The organism is Actinomadura sp. NEAU-AAG7, assembly GCF_018603865.1.
Classification (GTDB): Bacteria; Actinomycetota; Actinomycetes; order Streptosporangiales; family Streptosporangiaceae; genus Spirillospora; species Spirillospora litoris.
Genome location: NZ_JAHFZY010000004.1, coordinates 766,474 through 785,836, shown reverse-complemented (window position 1 = coordinate 785,836; position 19,363 = coordinate 766,474). Strand labels below are relative to the sequence as shown.

Below are 19,363 nucleotides of genomic sequence, written 5' to 3'. Positions count from 1 at the left end.
CGGAGAGCGCGTGCGGTTTCAGGAGATGCCGAGTTCGTTGTCGAGTGCGTCGAAGAGTTCCTCGTCGGTCGCCGCGCCGAGGCCGTCCGCCTCCTCCGGCCCGGCGCCGGGCGCCGCGTCAGCGCCGTTCCACTTCCAGAGCAGCGTCTCCAGCCGCGCGACGACCTTCGAGCGGGAGTCGTCGTCGACCGGCCCCGACCACGCCGCCTCGATCCGTTCGAGGTCGGCCAGCAGCGCCCGCGCCGGGTCGGCGTCCTGCGGCGCGAACGCGGCCTGGAGGTGCCGGGCCAGCTCGCCGGGCGTCGGATGGTCGAAGACGAGCGTGGACGGCAGCCGCAGCCCGGTCGCCGAGCCGAGCCGGTTGCGCAGCTCGACGGCGGTGAGCGAGTCGAAGCCCAGCTCCTTGAAGGCGCGCCGCGCGTCCACGTCGTCGGCGACGCCGTGCCCGAGGACCGCCGCCGCCTGCCCGCACACCAGGTCCAGCAGGACGGTGTACCGCTCGTCCGGCGGGAGCTTCGCGAGGCGGTCCTCCAGGGACGTTCCGGCCGCGGCCCGTGCCGCGCCCGCCTGGGCCCGCCGGGCGGGCGCGCGGACCAGGCCGCGGAGCAGGTGCGGGATCTCCTCCTGCGCCCGCAGCGCGGCGAGGTCGAGCTTCACCGGCACGAGGACGGGGTCGGCCGCGCGGGCCGCCTCGTCCAGCAGCGCCAGGCCCTCCGCGTCGGAGAGCGCGCCGACACCGGTCCGGCCGAGCCGCGACAGGTCGGTGCCGTCCATGTGCCCGGTCATGCCGCTGGCCCGCGCCCACAGGCCCCAGCCCAGCGACGTCGCCGGAAGGCCCCGCGAGGCGCGGTGCCGCGCGAGCGCGTCGAGGAACGCGTTCGCCGCCGCGTAGTTCGCCTGCCCGGCCGCGCCCAGCGTCCCGGCGGCGGAGGAGAACATCACGAACTCCGCCGGTTCCGAACCTGCCGTCAGCTCATGCAGATGCCACGCGGCGTCCACCTTGGGCCTCAGGACGGTGTCGAGGCGTTCGGGGGTGAGTTGGGAGAGGACGCCGTCGTCGAGGACGCCGGCGGCGTGGATGACGGTGGTGAGGGGGTGTTCAGCGGGGATGTGGTTGAGGAGGGTGGCGAGTTGTTCGCGGTCTGCGGTGTCGCAGGCGGCGATGGTGACGTGGGCGCCCAGTTCGGTCAGTTCTTTGTGGAGTTCCTCGGCGCCTTCGGTGGCCGGGCCCCGGCGGCTGGTGAGGAGGAGCCGCCGGGCGCCCCGCTCGGTCACCAGGTGGCGCGCGACCGTCCGGCCGAGCACGCCCAGACCGCCGGTGATCAGCACCGTGCCGTCACTCTTCGGCTCGGACGGCAGGGTCAGGACGAGCTTGCCGATGTGCCGGGCCTGGCTGAGGAACCGGATGGCGTCGGGCGTGCGGCGGATGTCCCACGCGGTGATCGGCGGCGGCTCCAGCGCGCCGTCGGTGAACAGCCCGCCCAGCTCCAGCAGCATCTCCTGGATGCGGTCGGGGCCCGCGTCGAGCAGGTCGTAGACCCGGTAGGCCACGCCCTCGTACGCCTCGGCGACCGCCGCCGGGTCGCGCTTGTCGGTCTTGCCCATCTCCAGGAACCGTCCGCCGGGACGTTGCAGGCGCAGCGACGCGTCCACGAACTCCTTCGCCAGCGAGTTCAGGACGACGTCGATGCCCCGGCCGCCCAGTGCCTTGCGGAAGTGCTCCTCGAACGCCAGGTCGCGGGACGAGGCGATGTGGTCCTCGTCCAGCCCCCACGAGCGCAGGACGTGCTGCTTCGCGGCGCTCGCCGTCCCGAACACCTCCACGCCCCAGTGCCGGGCCAGTTGCAGCGTCGCCATGCCCACACCGCCGGTCGCGGCGTGCAGCAGCAGCGACTCCCCGGCCTGGACGTCGGCGAGGTCGCGCAGCCCGTAGAAGGCCGTCATGAAGATCACCGGGACGGACGCGGCCTGCGCGAACGACCAGCCCGGCGGCATCGGCGCGACCATCCGCCGGTCCGTCACGGTGACCGGGCCGACGCCGCCCTCCAGCAGACCCATCACGCGGTCTCCGGGGCGCAGGCCCCGCACGTCCGGGGCGACCTCCAGGACGACTCCGGCGCCCTCACCGGCGGTGGGCCGTCCGTCCTCGGGGACCATGTCCAGCGCGACCAGCACGTCCCGGAAGTTCAGCCCGGCCGCGCGCAGCGCGATCCGCACCTCGCCCGGTTCGAGCTCCCGCAGCGCTTCGGGGGCCGGGTCGAGCGACAGCCCGTCCAGCGTGCCGCCGCCGCGCAGGGCGAGCTTCCACGTCTCCGCGTCCTCGGGGACCGTGAGCGCTCCGGCGCCGGTGTAGCGGGCGAGCCGCGCGGCGTGTACCGCGCCTTCGCGGAGCGCTGTCTGCGGTTCGCCCGAGGCCGCGGCGTCGAGGAGGACGGCGCGGGAGTCGTCCCGTCCGTCGATGTCGAGCAGGACGAAGCGGTCAGGGTTCTCCGTCTGCGCACTGCGGACGAGCCCCCAGACGGCGGCACCCGCCAGATCGTGCACGGCCTCCCCCGGATGCGTCGCCACCGCGCCGCGCGTGACGATCACGAGGCGGGAGCCGGTGAGGCGGTCGTCGGTGAGCCATTCCTGGAGGAGGGCGAGCGTCCGTCCGGTGGCGTCCCGGACGTCCGCGCCGGTGCCGGACACGAAGACCAGTTCCGGATCGGTGAGCGACTTGAGGTCCTGGTGCGCGTCTTCGTTGGGGAACAGTTCCTCCAGGCCCGTGCCGAGGACGCTGTATCGCCGCCCATCGGACTGGGCGACCGTCACGGCCGGCCAGTCGAGCGCGAACAGCGAGTCGCGGATGGACGGCCCTTGCGTCTCCATCGGCCGTACCGTCAGCGCTTCTACCGTCGCGACGGGCATTCCGGCGGGGTCGGCCAGCGCCAGCGTCACCCGGTCGTCGGACTCCCGCGTCAGGCGGGCCCGCAGCGCCGTCGCGCCGACGGCCTCCAGGCGGACACCCGTCCACGAGAACGGCAACCGGACCGCGTCCGTCTCGCCGAAGAACGCCATCGCGTGGAGCGCGGAGTCGAGAAGCGCCGGATGGACGGCGAAGCCTTCCGTGTCGGTGTCCGGCGGCAGGTCGACCTCGGCGTAAAGGGTGTCCTCTCCCTCTTGCCAAGCCGCTTGGAGCCCCTGGAAGAGCGGGCCGTATTCGTAGCCCTGATCGGCGAGGCGCTCGTACATGCCGTCGATGTCGATGGGATTGGCGGTGTCGGGAATTCGCCCGTCGTAGGCGTCATTGCCGGCGTCCGCCTCCCCGACACTTCCGGACGCGTGCTGGATCCATTCGCCATCACCCTTGCGGGAGCGGATGGAGATTTCCTTTTCCGGGCTCAGGACGACCTGGATGTGCGTGAGGCTCTCGTCAAGCGTGAGCGGCGCGTTCAGGATGAGTTCCTGGACGGTGGGGTGCGTGTGGAGGGCCAGATCAAGGAACGCGGTCCCTGCCAGGAGAGGGGTACCGCTGACCGCGTGGTCGGTGAGCCAGGGGTGGGTGTGGGTGGAGATGGCTCCGGTGTAGAGGGTGGTTCCGTCGGGGAGTTCGGTGGCGGTGGCCAGGAGTGGGTGCTCGGCGCTCTGAAGGCCGAGGTGCGGGGCGTCGGCTGCGGGCTGGGGCGGGTTGAGCCAGTACGACTGGTGCTGGAAGGGGTAGGTGGGGAGGTCGGCGGGGGGTGCGTCCTTGGGGAGGAAGGGCGTCCAGTCGATGGTGGTGCCGTGGACGTGGAGGTGCGCGGCGGAGGTGAGGAATCGGTCGAGTCCGCCTTCGTCCCGCCTCAGCGTTCCGGTGACGAGGGTGTCTTCGTCGATGTCGCTGATGGGTGTGGTGAGGACGGGGTGGGCGCTGGCCTCGATGAAGGTGCTGTGTCCGTGGTTGAGGAGTTGTTGGATGGCGGGTTGGAATTGGACGGGGTTGCGGAGGTTGTTGTACCAGTACTGGCCGTTGAGTTGTTCGGTGTCGAGGCGTTGGCCGGTGAGGGTGGAGTAGAAGGGGATGCGGGGTTCTTGCGCGTTGATGTCGGTCAGGTCGGTGAGGATCTGGTCGCGGATGTGTTCGGTGTGGGCGCAGTGTGAGGCGTAGTCGACCGGCAGGACGCGGGCGTTGAGCCCTTCGTCTTTGCACGCGCCGACGATGGTTTCGATCGCCTCGGGGTCGCCGGAGATGACGGTCGCCAAAGGTCCGTTGAAGACGGCGATCTCCACGCCGTCGTGGGCGGCGATCCGCTGTTGTGTCTGTTCGGCCGACAGCGACAGGGACGCCATCGCACCGGTCCCCGACAGGGCGGTCAATGCGCGGCTGCGCAGTGCGACGACTTTGGCCGAGTCGTGGAGGGTGAGGGCTCCGGCGATGTGTGCGGCGGCGATCTCGCCTTGGGAGTGCCCGATGACCGCGTCCGGGATCACACCGGCCGACTTCCACAGCTCGGCCAGGGACACCATGACGGCCCACAACGTGGGTTGCAGAACGTCCACCCGCTCGAACCCGGTCCCCTCACGCAGGACTTCTTCGAGCGACCAGTCAATGAATGGATCGAGTGCCTCGGCGCAGCGCTTGATGGATTCGGTGAAGACCGGCGACTCGTCCAGGAGGGTGGCGGCCATTCCCTGCCATTGCCAGCCCTGCCCGGGGAACACCAACACCGTCTTGCCGGGGGTTCCGGCGCGGCCTTGGACCAGGTGGGGTGCCTCGGTGCCGGCGGCCAGGGCCCGCAGACCGGCGTCGAACTCGTTCGGGGCCTGCCCGATGATCACGGCACGGTGTTCCAGGGTGGCGCGGGTGTTCGCAAGGGCGGTGGCCACGCCCGCCACATCCTCAGTCACATCAGCGAGCCGGTCGGCCTGCGCACGCAGGGCGGGTTCGGTTTTCGCTGAGACCAGCCATGGCACCGGGCCCGAGATTTCCGCCGGCGTTGTTGGAGGTTCCTCGGGAGCTTGTTCGAGGATGATGTGGGCGTTGGTGCCGCTGATCCCGAACGAGGACACCGCAGCGCGGCGCAGCCCGTCCTTGTCCCAGGGCTGGGGTTCGGTGAGCAGGGAGACCGCCCCCGCCTCCCAGTCGACGTGCGGGGACGGCTGGTCCACGTGCAACGTCTGGGGAAGGACACCCGCACGCATCGCGCCGACCATTTTGATGACGCCTGCGACTCCGGCGGCGGCCTGGGTGTGCCCGATGTTGGACTTCACCGACCCCAACCACAACGGACGACCCTCCGAACGCCCCCGCCCATAGGTCGCCAACAACGCCTGCGCCTCGATCGGGTCACCCAACGCCGTACCCGTCCCATGAGCCTCCACCACGTCCACATCACCACCGGTCAAACCCGCATTAGCCAGCGCCTGCGTGATCACGCGCTCCTGCGAGGGGCCGTTGGGCGCGGTCAGGCCGTTCGACGCGCCGTCCTGGTTGACCGCCGAACCGCGCACCACCGCCAACACCCGGTGACCGTTGCGCTGCGCCTGGGACAGCGGCTCCAGCAACACCAAGCCGACGCCCTCGCCCCAACCCGTCCCATCAGCGGCAGCGGCGAACGCCTTGCAGCGGCCGTCCACCGACAAACCACGCTGCCGCGAGAACTCGATGAAGGTGTTGGGGGACGCCATGACGGTGGCGCCGCCTGCGAGAGCGAGGCCGCATTCGCCGTTCCGCAGTGCCTGGACCGCGAGATGCATGGCGACCAGGGAGGAGGAGCAGGCCGTGTCCACTGTGATCGCCGGGCCCTCCAACCCGAAGGTGTAGGCGACCCGGCCGGACGCGACGCTCGCCGTGCTGCCCATGCCGAGGTAGCCCTCAAGCTCCGGCGGCGGCGTGGGGAAGCGGGAGGCGTAGTCGTTGTACATGACGCTGGCGAACACGCCGGTGTCGCTTCCGCGCAGCGTCGTCGGGTCGATGCCGGACCGCTCGAACACCTCCCACGCGGTTTCGAGCAGCATCCGCTGTTGCGGGTCGACGGCGAGGGCTTCGCGCGGGGAGATGCCGAAAAGGTCGGCGTCGAAAAGGTCCGCGTTGTGAAGGAATCCGCCTTCCCGTACATATGAGGTCCCGGTGTGCTCGGGGTCGGGGTCATAGAGCGACTCGACATCCCAACCCCGGTTCTCCGGGAAGCCCGATACCGCGTCGCGGCCCTCGGCCACCAGCCGCCACAGCTCCTCCGGAGAGGTCACCTCGCCCGGGTAGCGGCAGGCCATCCCGACGATCGCGATCGGCTCGTCCTGGGCGACGGTCGCCCGCGCGGTCACCGCCGTGGTGGTCCCGGAGAACTGCGCCAGGATGTGGCGGGCCAGGGCCGAGGCGTTCGGGTGGTCGAAGACGGCGGTCGCCGGGAGGCGCAGTCCGGTGGCGGTGTTGAGCCGGTTGCGGAGTTCGATGCCCATCAGCGAGTCGAATCCGAGGTCGCGGAACGCCCGGTCGAGGGGAACGGCGTCGGTCTCGGCGTGGCCGAGGACGGCGGCCGCGTTGGTCGCGACGAGTTCCTCGATCTGGTGCGGTTCGGTGAGCGGCGCGGCGGACGCGGCGTCCGCCACCGCCGCCCGGCGGCGCACGCGGACGAGCCCGCTCAGCAGGGACGGCAGCGCCCCGGCCTCGGCCTGCGAGCGGAGGGCGGCGGTGTCGAGGCGGGCCGCCGCCAGCAGCGCGGAGTCGGCGGCGAGCGCGCCGTCGAGCAGGGCGAGGGCGTGGCTGTCGGACATCGGCAGGACGCCCGCGCGGCTCATCCGCTGCCGGTCGGAGCCGGTGAGCGTACCGGTGATGCCGCTTTCGGTGTCCCAGAGTCCCCAGGCGATGCTCGTCCCCGGCAGCCCCTCCGCACGGCGACGGCTCGCCAACGCGTCCAAAAACGCATTCGCCGCCGCGTAATTCGCCTGACCCGCACTCCCCGCCAACCCAGCAAGAGAAGAGAACAACACAAACGCCGACACATCCCGCATCAACTCATGCAGATTCCACGCCGCATCCACCTTCGCCCGCAACACCGCATCCAACGCCCCACCCGAAAGCGAAGCGATCGTCGCATCCTCCACCACCCCAGCCGCATGAACCACCGCCGAGACCCGCACACCAGACAGGGCCTCGGCCAAAGCATCACGATCGGCGACATCACACGCCACCACCGACACCTCAGCCCCAAGCCCCACCAACTCATCCCGCAGAGCCCCAGCACCCCCACGACGACTCATCAACATCACATCGCGGACACCGTGCTCCACCACCAGATGCCGCGCCACCACACCACCCAGCACACCCGTACCACCCGTGATCAGAACCGTCCCGTCACCCCAAGAGCCGCCGGTACCGGCGGTGGCGCGGGACAGGCGGGGGACGAGGACCTCCCCGTCCCGGACAGCTACCTGCGTCTCGCCGTCCAGCATCGTCTGGAGGGCGGCGAGGAGATCGCCGCCGTCGGAGTCGAGGAGTCCGAAGCGGCCGGGGTTCTCCGACTCTGCGGACCGCCACAGCCCCCAGGCCGGAGCGGTGGCCAGGTCGCGGACGCCCTCGTCCGGCAGCACGGCGACGGCCCCGGACGTCACGAGGACGAGCCGGGCCGAGGCGAAGCGATCATCGTCTGACCAGCGGCGGGCAAGGTCCAGGACGTCGCGAGCGGCGGCGTGGGCGGCCGCGACGGGCTCGTCGCCCTCGGAGGACCGCGGAACCAGCACGATCCGGGGCGCGACCGCCCCGCCGTCGACCGCTTCGGCGAGCGCGGCCAGGTCGGGGAGGCTCGGGAGGCCGTCGAGATCCGAGCCGAGCACCACGACCCCGTCCACCTCAGAGGGACGGCTCCCGGGGACGGTGTTCCACACGACCTCAAGCAGCCCGTCGCGTCCCGCCGGCGCCGCCTCGACGGACGCCGGGGCGGGACGCACCGAAACCGTGTCGATCGCGACCACCGGTGAGCCCGCCGGGTCGGTGGCGACGAGGCCGAGGGCGCCGTCGCCCTTCGGCGTCAGCCGGACGCGGAGGCTCGTCGCGCCGGTGGCGAGCAGCCGCGCGCCGCCGAAGGAGAACGGCAGCCGCAGCGTGTCCCCGGCCGGGGTCGCGAGCGCGAACGCGTGGAGGGCGGCGTCCAGGAGGGCCGGGTGGACGCCGAAGCGCCCGGCGGCGTCGGACTGGTCCGCGGGCAGCGCCACCTCGGCGCAGATGTCGTCGCCGTCGCGCCACGCGGCTCGCACGCCCCGGAACGCGGGCCCGTACTCGTATCCGAGAGCGGCCAGTTCGTCGTAGCGCCCGTCCAGGGGGATGGGCTCGGCCCCGACCGGCGGCCACGCGGTCTGGGCCTCGGTAGCAGGAGTTTCGGAGGAAGCGACGAGCTGGCCGGTCGCGTGCGTCATCCAGATCTCGCCGTCCAGGGACGACCGGATGACGATCTCCCGTGACGCGGACGTCTCGACCCGCAGTCGCGCGGACGCGCCGTCCGGCAGGACGAGCGGCGCCTCCAGGACGAGTTCGCCGAGCGTGTCGCAGCCGGCGTGGTCGGCGGCGTGCAGGGCGAGTTCGGCGAGGGCCGTGCCGGGCAGCAGGACGGCGCCGCCGACGGAGTGGTCGGCGAGCCAGGGGTGGGTGCGGACCGAGAGCCGTCCGGTGGACACGGCGGCGCCGTCCGCGAGGTCGACGACGGCGGCGAGGAGGGGGTGGCCCGCCGCGGCCTGGCCGAGGCCGGTGGCGTCGCCCGCCGCCTCGGGGGCGTCGAGCCAGTAGGGGCGGTGGTCGAAGGCGTAGGTGGGCAGGTCGACGCGGCGCGCGCCGGCGAACAGCGGGGTCCAGTCGGCGGGGGTGCCGTGGGCGTGGGCGGCGGCGACGGCGGCGACGAGCGTCTCCGGTTCGGGGCGGTCGTGGCGCAGGGTCGCGGCGAGCGCGGCCGGGGCGTCGCCGGTGCGGCACTCGTGGGCCATCGCGGTGAGGACGGCGTCGGGCCCGAGTTCGAGGAAGCAGCCCGTCCCGGCGGCTTCGAGGGCGCGGACGCCGTCGAGGAACCGGACCGGCTCCCGGACGTGCCGCACCCAGTAGCCCGGGTCGGTCAGCTCATCGGTGGCGATCTCGCCGGTCAGGTTGGACACGACGGGGATGCTCGGGCGCCGGTAGGTGAGCCCGGCGGCGACCTCGCCGAACTCCTCCAGCGCCGAGTCCATGTGGGCGGAGTGGAAGGCGTGGCTGACCCGCAGCCGCCGCGTCTTGCGGCCGAGCCCGGCGAAGTGCGCGGCGGCCTCCTCGACGGCGTCGGCGTCACCGGAGATCACCACGGCGGCGGGGCCGTTGACGGCGGCGATGCCGGCCCGCCCGTCCAGGACGTCCCGCACCTCGTCCTCGCTCGCGCGGACGGCGACCATCGCGCCGTCGGAGCGCGCGGCCTGCATGAGCCTTCCCCGCGCGGCGACGAGCGCGCACGCGTCCTCCAGCGAGAACACCCCGGCGACATGCGCGGCGGCCAGCTCGCCGATCGAGTGCCCGAGGACGTGGTCCGGCGCGGGCAGGAACTCGCGGACGAGCCGGTACAGCGCCACCTCGACGGCGAACAGTCCCGCCTGCGCGAAGACGGTCTGGTCGAGCAGCCCCGCCTCCTCGGACCCGGGCTCGGCGAACAGGACGGAAAGCAGGGGGCGCGGCAGATGCGGGTCGAGCGCGGCGCGGACCTCGTCGATCGCGGCGGCGAAGACGGGGAACCCGGCGTGGAGCTCGCGCCCCATCCCGGGACGCTGCCCGCCCTGCCCGCCGAACAGGAACGCGAGCCCGCCGGGCGCGGCCGTCCCACGAACCAGCCCCGGCGCGCTCTCACCGGCGGCGAGGGCCTCCAACCCGCGCAGCAGCCCGGAGGCATCCGCGCCGACGACGGCCGCGCGGTGCTCGAACCGGCTGCGCGTGGTCGCCAGCGACAGCCCCACGTCGGCGACGGAGGCGGTCCGGAGGCCGGCGTGGTCGAGCAGCCGCCGCGCCTGGCCGCGCAGCGCCGTCTCGGACTTCGCCGACAGCACCCACCCGGTCACCGGCGCCGCCGCACCGGCGGGCTCCGGCTCCCCGGCGGGCTCCGCGGGCGCCTCCTCCAGAAGGACGTGCGCGTTGGTGCCGCTGATCCCGAACGACGACACCCCGGCGCGGCGGACGCGGTCCCCCGCGTCCCACGGGCGGGACTCCGTCAGGAGCGACACCGCCCCCGCCGACCAGTCGACGTGCGGCGACGGCGCGTCCACGTGCAGCGTCCGCGGCAGGACGCCGTTGCGCAGCGCCATCACCATCTTGATCACACCGGCGACCCCGGCGGCCGCCTGGGCGTGCCCGATGTTGGACTTCACCGACCCCAGCCACAGCGGATGCCCGGCGGGACGCGCCCGCCCGTAGACGGCGAGGAGCGCCTGCGCCTCGATCGGGTCGCCCAGTCTGGTGCCGGTGCCGTGCGCCTCGACCGCGTCGATGTCGGCGGGGCCCAGCCCGGCGCTCGCCAGCGCCGCGCGGATCACGCGTTCCTGCGACGGGCCGTTCGGGGCGGTGAGCTGGCTGCTGTGCCCGTCCTGGTTCACGGCGGAGCCGCGCAGCACGGCGAGGACGGGGTGGCCGTGGCGGCGGGCGTCCGAGAGCCGCTCCAGCAGCACGAGGCCCGCGCCCTCGCCGAGGCCGGTGCCGTCGGCGGACGCGGCGAACGCCTTGCAGCGGCCGTCGCGGGACAGGCCGCGCTGGCGGGCGAACTCCACGAACGTGCCGGGCGTCGCCATGACGCTGACGCCGCCCGCCAGGGCGAGCGAGCACTCGCCGTTCCGCAGCGCCTGCGCGGCCAGGTGCAGCGCGACCAGCGACGAGGAGCAGGCGGTGTCGACGGTCACGGCGGGCCCCTCGAACCCGAACAGGTAGGAGACGCGGCCGGAGGCGACGCTGCCCGCGCTGCCGTTCACGACATGGCCGTCGAGGCCCTCGGGGACCGTGTGCAGCCGGGAGGCGTAGTCGCCGTACATGACGCCGGCGAACACGCCGGTGCCGCTGCCGCGCAGGCCGGCCGGGTCGAGGCCCGCGCGCTCCAGCGCCTCCCACGCCAGCTCCAGCAGCAGCCGCTGCTGCGGGTCGGTGGCGAGCGCCTCGCGCGGGCTCATCGCGAAGAACGGCGCGTCGAACAGGTCGGCGTCGTGGAGGAAGCCGCCGTCGCGCGCGTAGCAGGTGCCGGGACGGGACGCGTCCGGGTCGTAGAGGCGCTCCAGGTCCCAGCCGCGGTCACTCGGGAACGGGGAGACGGCGTCGCGGCCGCCGTCGACCAGCCGCCACAGGTCCTCGGGCGAGGACACCCCGCCCGGGTAGCGGCACGCCATGCCGACGACGGCGATCGGCTCGCGCCGCGCCGCCTCCAGCTCGGCGAGCCTCCCGCGGGTCTGGTGCAGGTCCGCCGTCACCCGCTTGAGGTAGTCGCGCAGCTTCTCTTCATTCGCCATGCGAGGCCATCCCGTCCTGCCCGTCCTGCGTCATGCCAGCAACCTCGGAGACGGCGCTAACGGTCCGCTTTACGCGCTCTAAAGCGCGCCGCGGCACCGGCGCGGGCTCCGGACGCGCGGCAAGCAGCCGATTAGCGCGGCTTTAGCGGGCGTCCGGAGCATGGCCGGGACATCGAGACCCCACATGCCCGGGAGTGGGGCATGAGGAGGGACCCATGGACATCTCGGAGGTCCGCGTCCTGGCGGCGGGGACGGCGCTGCCCGGCCCGCCGATCGACAACGCGGCGCTCGCCCGGCGGTTCGGCATGGACGGCGCGTGGGAGCAGTGGATCGCGGCGTTCGTCGGCACCGACAGCCGGCACCTCGCCGTCGACCTGGACACCGGCGAGGTCCGCTCGTCGCTGTCGGAGCTGGGCGCGCTCGCCGCCGAGCGCGCCCTGCGCGGCGCGGCGCTGCGGCCCGCCGACATCGACGTGCTGGTGCTCGGCACGTCCACGCCGGAGATGCTGATGCCCGCGACCGTGAACGTGGTCGCGGACCGGCTCGGCATCAACGACGTCCCGACCTACCAGCTCCAGTCCGGGTGCGCGGGCGCCGTCCAGGCGCTGGACGTGGCGCGCGGGATGCTCGCGACCGGGGCGCGGAACGCGCTGGTCATCGGCGGGGAGGTGTGCGCGAAGCACTTCGACCTGTCGGTGGACCTCAAGGACCTCTCGCCCGCCGAGCTGGTCAACGTCGTGCTGTTCGGCGACGGGGCCGGGGCCGCCGTGCTCACCGCCGACCCGGTGGAGGGCGTCCCGGCGGTCCGGCGGGTGCTGAACCGGCTGACCGGCCAGGGCCGGGAGCCCGGCCAGTCCGTGCAGTGGTTCGGGCTGGCCGACCGCGCGTCCGCGGCGGCCGCCGTCAAGGAGGACTACAAGGCGATCGAGGAGTCGGTGCCGCTGATGGCCGCCGAGATCGTCAAGGAGCTGCTGGCCGACACCGGCTGGGACGCGACCGACGTCGACTACCTGCTGCCGCCGCAGCTGTCGGGGAGGATGACCGCGCGGATCGTCGAGGAGCTGGGCCTGGCGGCGGCCGAGGAGGTCAGCTGCGTGCGCGAGACCGCCAACACCGGCAACGCGCTGCCGTTCTTCCAGTTCGAGCGCGCCCTCGCGGAGATGACCACCGGTGACCGCGCGCTGTGCGTCGCGGTCGAGTCGAGCAAATGGATCAAGGCCGGAATCGCGCTGGAGTGTGTCTGACCCATGTCCGCCGACGAGCTGACATCGCTGCACCGGTCCGGGCGCGTCCCGGCCGAGTTCCCCCGCCTCCCCCGCCTGCTGGACGGGGCGACGCCCGACGAGCTGGCCCGCGCCGGACGGCTGCTGGCCGCCGTCGACCCCGGCGAGGTGCTCCGCGAGCATCCGGGCACGCCGGTGCTGAAGGCCGCCGTGACCGGCCACGGCACGCTCTCCGGGCTCGTCCCGTCGCTGACCGCCGAGCTGGCCCGGCACGGGACGCTGCTGCGCCCGGCCGTGTCGGACTTCGACTCCTACGTGTTCGACCTGTCCGACCCCGAGGGGTTCGCCGGGGACGCCGACGTCGTCCTGTGCGTGCTGGACCACGACATCGTGACGGGCGAGCTGCCCGTCCCGTGGAAGGTCACGGACCTGGAGCGGGTCCTCGCCGAGAAGGTGTCGCTGGTCGCGGGCCTGGCGGGACGGTTCGCCGCCGCGTCCCGGGCGACGCTCGTCCTCAACACGCTGCCGCTCCCCCGGAGCGTTCCGGCACAGCTCGTCGACCACCGGTCCCGGGCGCTCGCGGGCGCGGCGTGGCGGGAGGCCAACGCGCGGCTGCTGCGGCTGACCGCCGAGCACTCCGGCGTGGTCGTCATCGACCTCGACCCGCTGACCGCCGAGGGCGTGCCGGTCACCGATCCCCGGTTGGGCGTCTACGCGAAGGCGCACCTGGCGCCCGGTCTGCTCGCCGCGTACGCGCGGGAGGTCGGGCACCTGGCCCGGCACCTCACCGGGCGCGGCAAGAAGTGCCTCGTCCTCGACCTGGACGACACGGTCTGGGGCGGGATCCTCGGCGAGGACGGCGCCGAGGGCATCGAGGTCGGGCACTCGCCGCGCGGGGAGGCGTTCACCGCGTTCCAGCGGGTCGCCAAGCAGATCACCGCGCAGGGCGTGCTGCTGGCCGCCGTCAGCAAGAACGACCTGGAGCCCGTCCGGGAGGTGCTGCGCGACCACCCCGGCATGGTGCTGCGCGAGGAGGACTTCGTCCGGGTCGTCGCGAACTGGCGCCCCAAGCACGACAACCTGCGGGAGCTGGCCGCCGACCTCAACATCGGCGTCGACGCGTTCGTGTTCGCCGACGACAGCCCCTACGAGCGCGGGCTGGTGCGCCGGGAGCTGCCCGGCGTCGCGGTCGTGGACCTGGACCGCGAGCCCGCCGGGCATCCGGGGGCGCTGCTGGCCGACGGCTGGTTCGACACCGTCGAGCTGTCGGACGAGGACCACGCGCGGCCCGCCCGCTACCGGCAGGAGATGGCGCGCCGCGACTTCCTGGAGAGCTTCGACTCGATCGAGGAGTACCTGCGGGAGCTGGGCGTGACCGTGCGGATGGCGCGCGCCGCGTCCCGCGAGCTGCCGCGGCTGTCCCAGATCACGCTGCGCACCAACCAGTTCAACCTGACGACGCGGCGGCTCCGGCAGGCGGATGTCGAGGCGCTCGCCGCCGACCCGCGGGCGTTCCCGCTCGCCGTGCACGCCTCCGACCGGATGGGCGACAACGGCGTCGTCGGCGCCGTGTTCGCGCGGCGCGACGGCGGCACCGTCCACATCGACAACTTCCTGCTGAGCTGCCGGGTGTTCTCGCGCGGCATCGAGCAGGCGTGCCTGGCGGCGCTGCTGCGGCACGCGAGGGACACCGGCGCGGCGGAGGTCCGGGCCTCCTACCGGCCGAGCGCCAAGAACGGCAAGGTCGCGGACTTCTATCCCCGCTCCGGCTTCGTCCCGGTCGCCGAGGACGAGGACGGGACGCACTTCCGGCACGACCTCGCCGAGCTGCCCGAGCCGCCCGAGCACGTCAGGCTCACCACCGACTTCGAAGGGACCCCGTCGTGAGAAGCATCGACGACTTCGTCGCGCTCGTCCGCGACGAACTCGGCCTGCCGGTGACCAGCGAGACCGTCGGCACCGGGTTCGACGAGCTGCCCGGCTGGGACTCGGTGCACCTGCTGGCGCTGATGGTCGTGCTGGAGCGCGAGACCAGCCGCCCGATCTCCCTGCCCGACCTGCTGGAGGCGCCGAGCCTCGCCGGCATCTACGAGCTGGCGGCCGGCGCGTGAGCCGTCCGCCGCACCGAAAGGAAGCACCGTGAACGCTGAGGAAAGCACCTCCGTCGTCGTGGTGGGCGGCGGGCCCACCGGCATGATGCTGGCCGGGGAGCTGCGGCTCGCCGGGGTCGACGTCGTCCTGCTGGAGCGGATCGGGACGCTCCACGAGCACACGCACTCGATGGGCCTGCACCCGCGCGCCGCCGAGGCGCTCGACCAGCGCGGGCTGATGGACCGGTTCGGCGGGCCGCTGCCGAAGTGGCCGCGCCTGCACTTCGGGCTCATCTGGCTGGACGTGGAGAAGGTCGGCGAGGACGAGTACACGCTCGCCTCCCCCGACTGGCGCGCCGAGGAGATCCTGGAGGAGCGGGCGGTGGAGCTCGGCGCGGACGTCCGTCGCGGCCACCGCGCGACGAGCCTGCGCCAGGACGGGGCGGGCGTCACCCTCGGCGTGTCCTGCGCCGACGGCGACTACGAGATCCGCTGCTCCTACCTGGTCGGCTGCGACGGGCCCGACAGCCCCGTCCGGGAGATGGCCGGGTTCGACGTCACCGAGAGCACGCTGTCCTACTACGGCGTGTTCGGCGACTTCAAGGTCGCCGCCGGGGAGTCCCCCGAGTTCGACACCGGCCTGTACGCGGACGGGATGACCTCGGTGCTGCCGTTCGGCGACGGCCTGATCCGCGTGATGTCGGTCGAGTTCGACCGGCGCCCGCCCGCCGCCGACGTGCCGCTGAGCAAGGACGAGCTGCTGGCCTCCCTGCGCCGCGCGTCCGGCGAGGAGCCCGAGCTGGGCGAGCCCGAGCGGCTGTTCCGCTACGGCGGGCCGACCCGGCACGCCGACGGCTACCGCAAGGGGCGGGTGTTCCTCGCGGGCGAGGCGGCGCACGCCCACTTCGTCCACGCCGCGCACGGCAAGAGCACCGGCATCCACGACGCGCTCAACCTGGCGTGGAAGCTCGGCGCGGAGCTGAACGGGTGGGCGCCCCCGGGGCTGCTCGACAGCTACGACGCCGAGCGGCGGCCGGTCGGCGACCGCGCCTGCCTGCACGGCGAGGCGCAGCTCGCCGTGTTCCGGTCGGGGAGGACGACCTCGGCGCTGCGGGAGCTGATGGCCGAGCTGATCCGCTACGACGAGGTCAACCGGCAGCTCATCACGCAGGTGACCGACGTGCGCTACCCGCTGGGCAGCGACGCCGCCCCGCACCCGCTGGTGGGCGCGCGCGTCCCGAACACGCTGCTGGCCGTGAAGGACGAGCGGCCGCTCGCCGCCGGCTGCGGCGTCCTCTATGACCTTTCGGGGTCCGAGCCCGACCAGGCCCGGGTCACCGGATGGGCCGACCGCGTCGACGTGGTCGCCGCCGAGCCGCACCCCGGGCTCGACGCGGCCGCGCTGCTCGTCCGGCCGGACGGCTTCGTCGCCTGGGCGACACCCGGCGACGGCGTGGACACGGGGCTGCGCGAGGCCCTCACGCGGTGGTTCGGAGAGCCGACATCCTGAGAGCCGTCCCGTGACCGCCGCGGAAAGGGGGCACCGGTGATCCCGGTGCCCCCTTTCGGGTGCGGCGCTCAGGCGTTGACGCGGGCCGGGTTCCCCGCGGCAGCGTGCCCGGCGGCGCCGTCCGGCGTCGCGCCCGAGAACGCCAGCTCGGCCAGCACCTCCCGGACCGAGGACGCGAACGCCCGCACGAGCCCCTCGTCCAGGAACCCGCCGTTGAACGCGAACTCGACGGTCAGGCGGCCGTCGAGGGTGAGCACGAACGCGGTCAGCGGCCCCATCGCGGCCAGCCCGAACCAGCGGAAGCCGGTGATCTCCACGCCGGGCGGGGTGACCGGTGTGGAGATCGCGCCCGCGTTGGTGACGACCAGGCTCGGCATCAGCAGGCTCGGGTCCTCCAGCAGCCGGTGCACGCCGAGGATCTCCAGCTCCAGGTCGCCGCGCTCGCGCGCGCGCCGGAATCCCTCGTTCAGCCGGGCGCCGACGGCCGTCGCCTCACCGTCCTCGGGCACCTCGGCGTAGGCGGTGAACCAGGACGCGGCGAGCACCATGTCCTCGCGGTCCACCTCCGGGTCCAGCCGCGACCGCAGATCGACCGGCGTGAGGCAGCTCAGGTTCGCGGGGCCGGACGGCGCGTCCAGGTGCCGGCGCAGCGCGGTCAGCAGCGCGCCGGACACCAGCCAGTGCCGGCTCAGCCCGTCCCGCTTCGCCGCCGCCGAGATCGCCTCGGTGTCCGCCGCGCTCAGCCGGATCTGCTCCAGCCGGATGCCCGGCTCCCCGCCCGCGCCGTAGGGGAGCGTGACCGGGCGCATCTCCTTCGCCTCCGCGACGCGGCGGGCGACGTGCGCGGAGATGTCCTCCTCGGACCAGGGGCGCAGCCGGACCTGGACCGGCTCCGGCACGGCCCGGGGCGGCGCGTCCGGCGCGGCGCCCGCGACGGCGCGGGTGTAGTGGTCCCAGAACGCCTCGTGCAGCGTGACGACGCTGATGCCGTCCGACACGGCGTGGTCGACGGCGAACACCACGACGTCCTCGCGGTCCTCGCCGTCCGCGTCGTCGCCGCGCAGGAGCACCGCGCGGACCAACGCCTCGCCGGGGTCGAGGGGCGTCTGGATCTCCTCCTCCAGCGCGTCCCGGCCGCCGGGGCGGACCTGGAGGACGGGGTGGTCCGCCGGGTCGAGCGGCTCGAACCGCAGGCCGTCCGGCGTCCGCACGACGTGGCTCCGCAGCGCGGGATGCTCGGCGACCTTGGCGGCGAAGGCGGCGGCGAGCGCGTCCGCGTCGATCCCGCCGCGCAGCGTGCACACCACGGTGATGCGCGTGCTCGCGTCGCCGACGAGCATCGCCTCGACGGCGTTCAGCTTTCGTTCCACGTGGCACAGCCTCCTGTGTCGGGCCTGCTGAATAGGGGTCGAGCACAACCTCCTCGGCGCGGCTAAACCGCCGCTAATCCCATGGAACCGCCTAAGCGCGGGTTTAGGGGGCGCGCCCAGGCTTGCGGCCGGCCGAACGGCCCCCACCGGGGCCCTGAGGAGAGAGGTGCGCATGACGACGACACGGAGAGCGGTGCTGAAGGGCGGTGCCGCGACCCTGGCAGCCGCCGGGCTCGGCGTGATGGGCCTGGCGGGCAGCGCCGGCGCGCAGGCGACGGAGTGGGACCGGCTGCGCAGGCGGCTGGGCGACCGCCTCGTGCTGCCGTCCGACGCCGGGTACGCCGCCGCCAAGCAGATCCAGTGGACCGAGTTCGACGGCGTCAACCCGGCCGGGGTGGCGTACTGCACGTCGCCGGGGGACGTGCAGGCGTGCCTGTCGTTCGCGCAGTACAACGGCATCGCGGCGGTACCGCGCAGCGGCGGCCACAGCTACGGCGGGTACTCCACCTCCACCGGGCTCGTCATCGACGTGTCCCGGATCAACGGGATCCAGATGAAGGGCGACACGACCTACATGGGCCCCGGCGCCCAGCTCGTCGACGTCGTCGACACCCTGTCCAGGAACGGCGCGGCCGTGTCCGCCGGGCTGTGCCCGACGGTCGCGATGGGCGGCTACCTCCAGGGCGGCGGCATCGGCTGGCAGACCCGCGCGCTCGGCATCGGCTGCGACACGGTCGAGTCGGCGCAGGTCGTCCTCGCCGACGGGCGGGTCGTGACCTGCTCGGAGAAGTCCTATCCCGACCTGTTCTGGGCGCTGCGCGGCGGTGGCGGCGGCAACTTCGGCATCGTCACCGGCTACCAGCGCCGGCACGCGATGGTCCCCCGGATGGTCAACTTCACCCTGTACTGGGCGTGGGACGACGTGCAGCGCGTCATGGCCGCCTGGCAGAAGTGGTCGCGGACCGTCCCGGACAACCTCGGGTCGCGGTGGCTGTTCATCCACTTCGACGCGGCGCCCGGCAACGTCCCCTACCTGATCACCGACGGCGCGTTCCTCGGCTCGCCGGACGACCTCGCCCCGCACCTGGAGGCGCTGATCTCCGAGGTGGGCAGGCGGCCGCAGAAGCGCGACGTCAACGACCTGACGTTCCGGGACGCGATGATGACGTGGTTCGACTGCACCACCAAGACCGTCGCGCAGTGCCACCGGGTCGGCGCGAACCCCGAGGCGATGCTCCCCCGCACCGGGTACACGCTGGAGCGGACCCGCATCTTCCGCAAGGACGCGCCCGCCGCCGGGCTGGAGGCGATGGTCGAGGCGTTCGACGCCGACCGCAAGGCCGGGCACATCAGGTTCGTGCAGGCGTTCGCGCTCGGCGGGGTCTCGGCGCGGCCGTCCCGCACCGACACCGCCTACGTCCACCGCGACGCGCTGTTCACCGTCAACTGGTCGACGATGGTGCCGCCCGCGGGCGCGACGCAGGAGGACCGGGCGATCGCCCGCCGGTGGATCGACAACGCCTTCACCGTCACCGACCGGTACTCCTCGCACGAGACGTACCAGAACTACATCGACCCCGAGCTGACCGACTGGCGGCGCGCGTACTACGCCGAGAACTATCCCCGGCTCGTCGATGTGAAGCGCCGCTACGACCGGTACGGGTTCTTCGACTTCGAGCAGGCCATCGGCTGACCCGCCCGGCCCGGCCGCGCCGACTTTAG

Annotated in this window: 7 protein-coding genes; 5 read left to right on the top strand and 2 right to left on the bottom strand. The window is 73.3% G+C overall.

What is annotated here, in order from left to right; genetic code table 11:
* Nucleotides 1-18: 18 nt before the first annotated feature.
* Complete coding sequence (locus KLI87_RS22385) at nt 19-11,448, bottom strand: type I polyketide synthase (protein ID WP_214618514.1); 11,430 nt, start codon at nt 11,446-11,448, stop codon at nt 19-21.
* 215 nt (nt 11,449-11,663) lie between these two features.
* Between KLI87_RS22385 and KLI87_RS22380 the strand changes: the two genes are divergently transcribed.
* Genes KLI87_RS22380 through KLI87_RS22365 form a run of 4 tightly spaced genes read left to right on the top strand, consistent with a single transcriptional unit; the run spans nt 11,664 to nt 16,271 of the window.
* Nucleotides 11,664-12,692 carry a 3-oxoacyl-ACP synthase III family protein gene (locus tag KLI87_RS22380; protein ID WP_214618513.1) on the top strand — a complete coding sequence of 343 codons (1,029 nt, stop codon included), beginning with the start codon at nt 11,664-11,666 and terminating at the stop codon, nt 12,690-12,692.
* A gap of 3 nt (nt 12,693-12,695) precedes the next feature.
* On the top strand, nt 12,696-14,558 hold the full coding sequence (locus KLI87_RS22375; RefSeq protein ID WP_214618512.1) for an HAD family hydrolase: 1,863 nt from the start codon (nt 12,696-12,698) through the stop codon (nt 14,556-14,558).
* On the top strand, nt 14,555-14,782 hold the full coding sequence (locus tag KLI87_RS22370; protein WP_214618511.1) for an acyl carrier protein: 228 nt from the start codon (nt 14,555-14,557) through the stop codon (nt 14,780-14,782). The genes KLI87_RS22375 and KLI87_RS22370 overlap by 4 nt, the downstream gene beginning before the upstream one ends.
* A gap of 28 nt (nt 14,783-14,810) precedes the next feature.
* Nucleotides 14,811-16,271: an FAD-dependent monooxygenase gene (locus KLI87_RS22365; protein ID WP_214618510.1), complete on the top strand. Its 1,461-nt coding sequence runs from the start codon at nt 14,811-14,813 to the stop codon at nt 16,269-16,271.
* Between the two features lie 68 nt (nt 16,272-16,339).
* On the opposite strand, the gene KLI87_RS22360 is transcribed toward KLI87_RS22365, so the two are convergent.
* The gene (locus tag KLI87_RS22360) at nt 16,340-17,641 is read right to left on the bottom strand and encodes a condensation domain-containing protein (RefSeq protein WP_214618509.1); all 1,302 of its coding nucleotides are present in this window, start codon (nt 17,639-17,641) and stop codon (nt 16,340-16,342) included.
* Between the two features lie 172 nt (nt 17,642-17,813).
* Here KLI87_RS22360 and KLI87_RS22355 point away from each other — a divergent pair, with 172 nt between their 5' ends.
* The gene (locus tag KLI87_RS22355; RefSeq protein ID WP_214618508.1) at nt 17,814-19,334 is read left to right on the top strand and encodes an FAD-binding oxidoreductase; all 1,521 of its coding nucleotides are present in this window, start codon (nt 17,814-17,816) and stop codon (nt 19,332-19,334) included.
* Nucleotides 19,335-19,363 lie beyond the last annotated feature (29 nt).

What these genes read in the sequence shown, in the direction of transcription:
- KLI87_RS22380 (WP_214618513.1), top strand. Translation starts at nt 11,664, where the DNA reads ATGGACATCTCGGAGGTCCGCGTCCTGGCGGCGGGGACGGCGCTGCCC.
- KLI87_RS22355 (WP_214618508.1), top strand. Translation starts at nt 17,814, where the DNA reads ATGACGACGACACGGAGAGCGGTGCTGAAGGGCGGTGCCGCGACCCTG.
- KLI87_RS22385 (WP_214618514.1), bottom strand. Translation starts at nt 11,448, where the DNA reads ATGGCGAATGAAGAGAAGCTGCGCGACTACCTCAAGCGGGTGACGGCG.
- KLI87_RS22375 (WP_214618512.1), top strand. Translation starts at nt 12,696, where the DNA reads ATGTCCGCCGACGAGCTGACATCGCTGCACCGGTCCGGGCGCGTCCCG.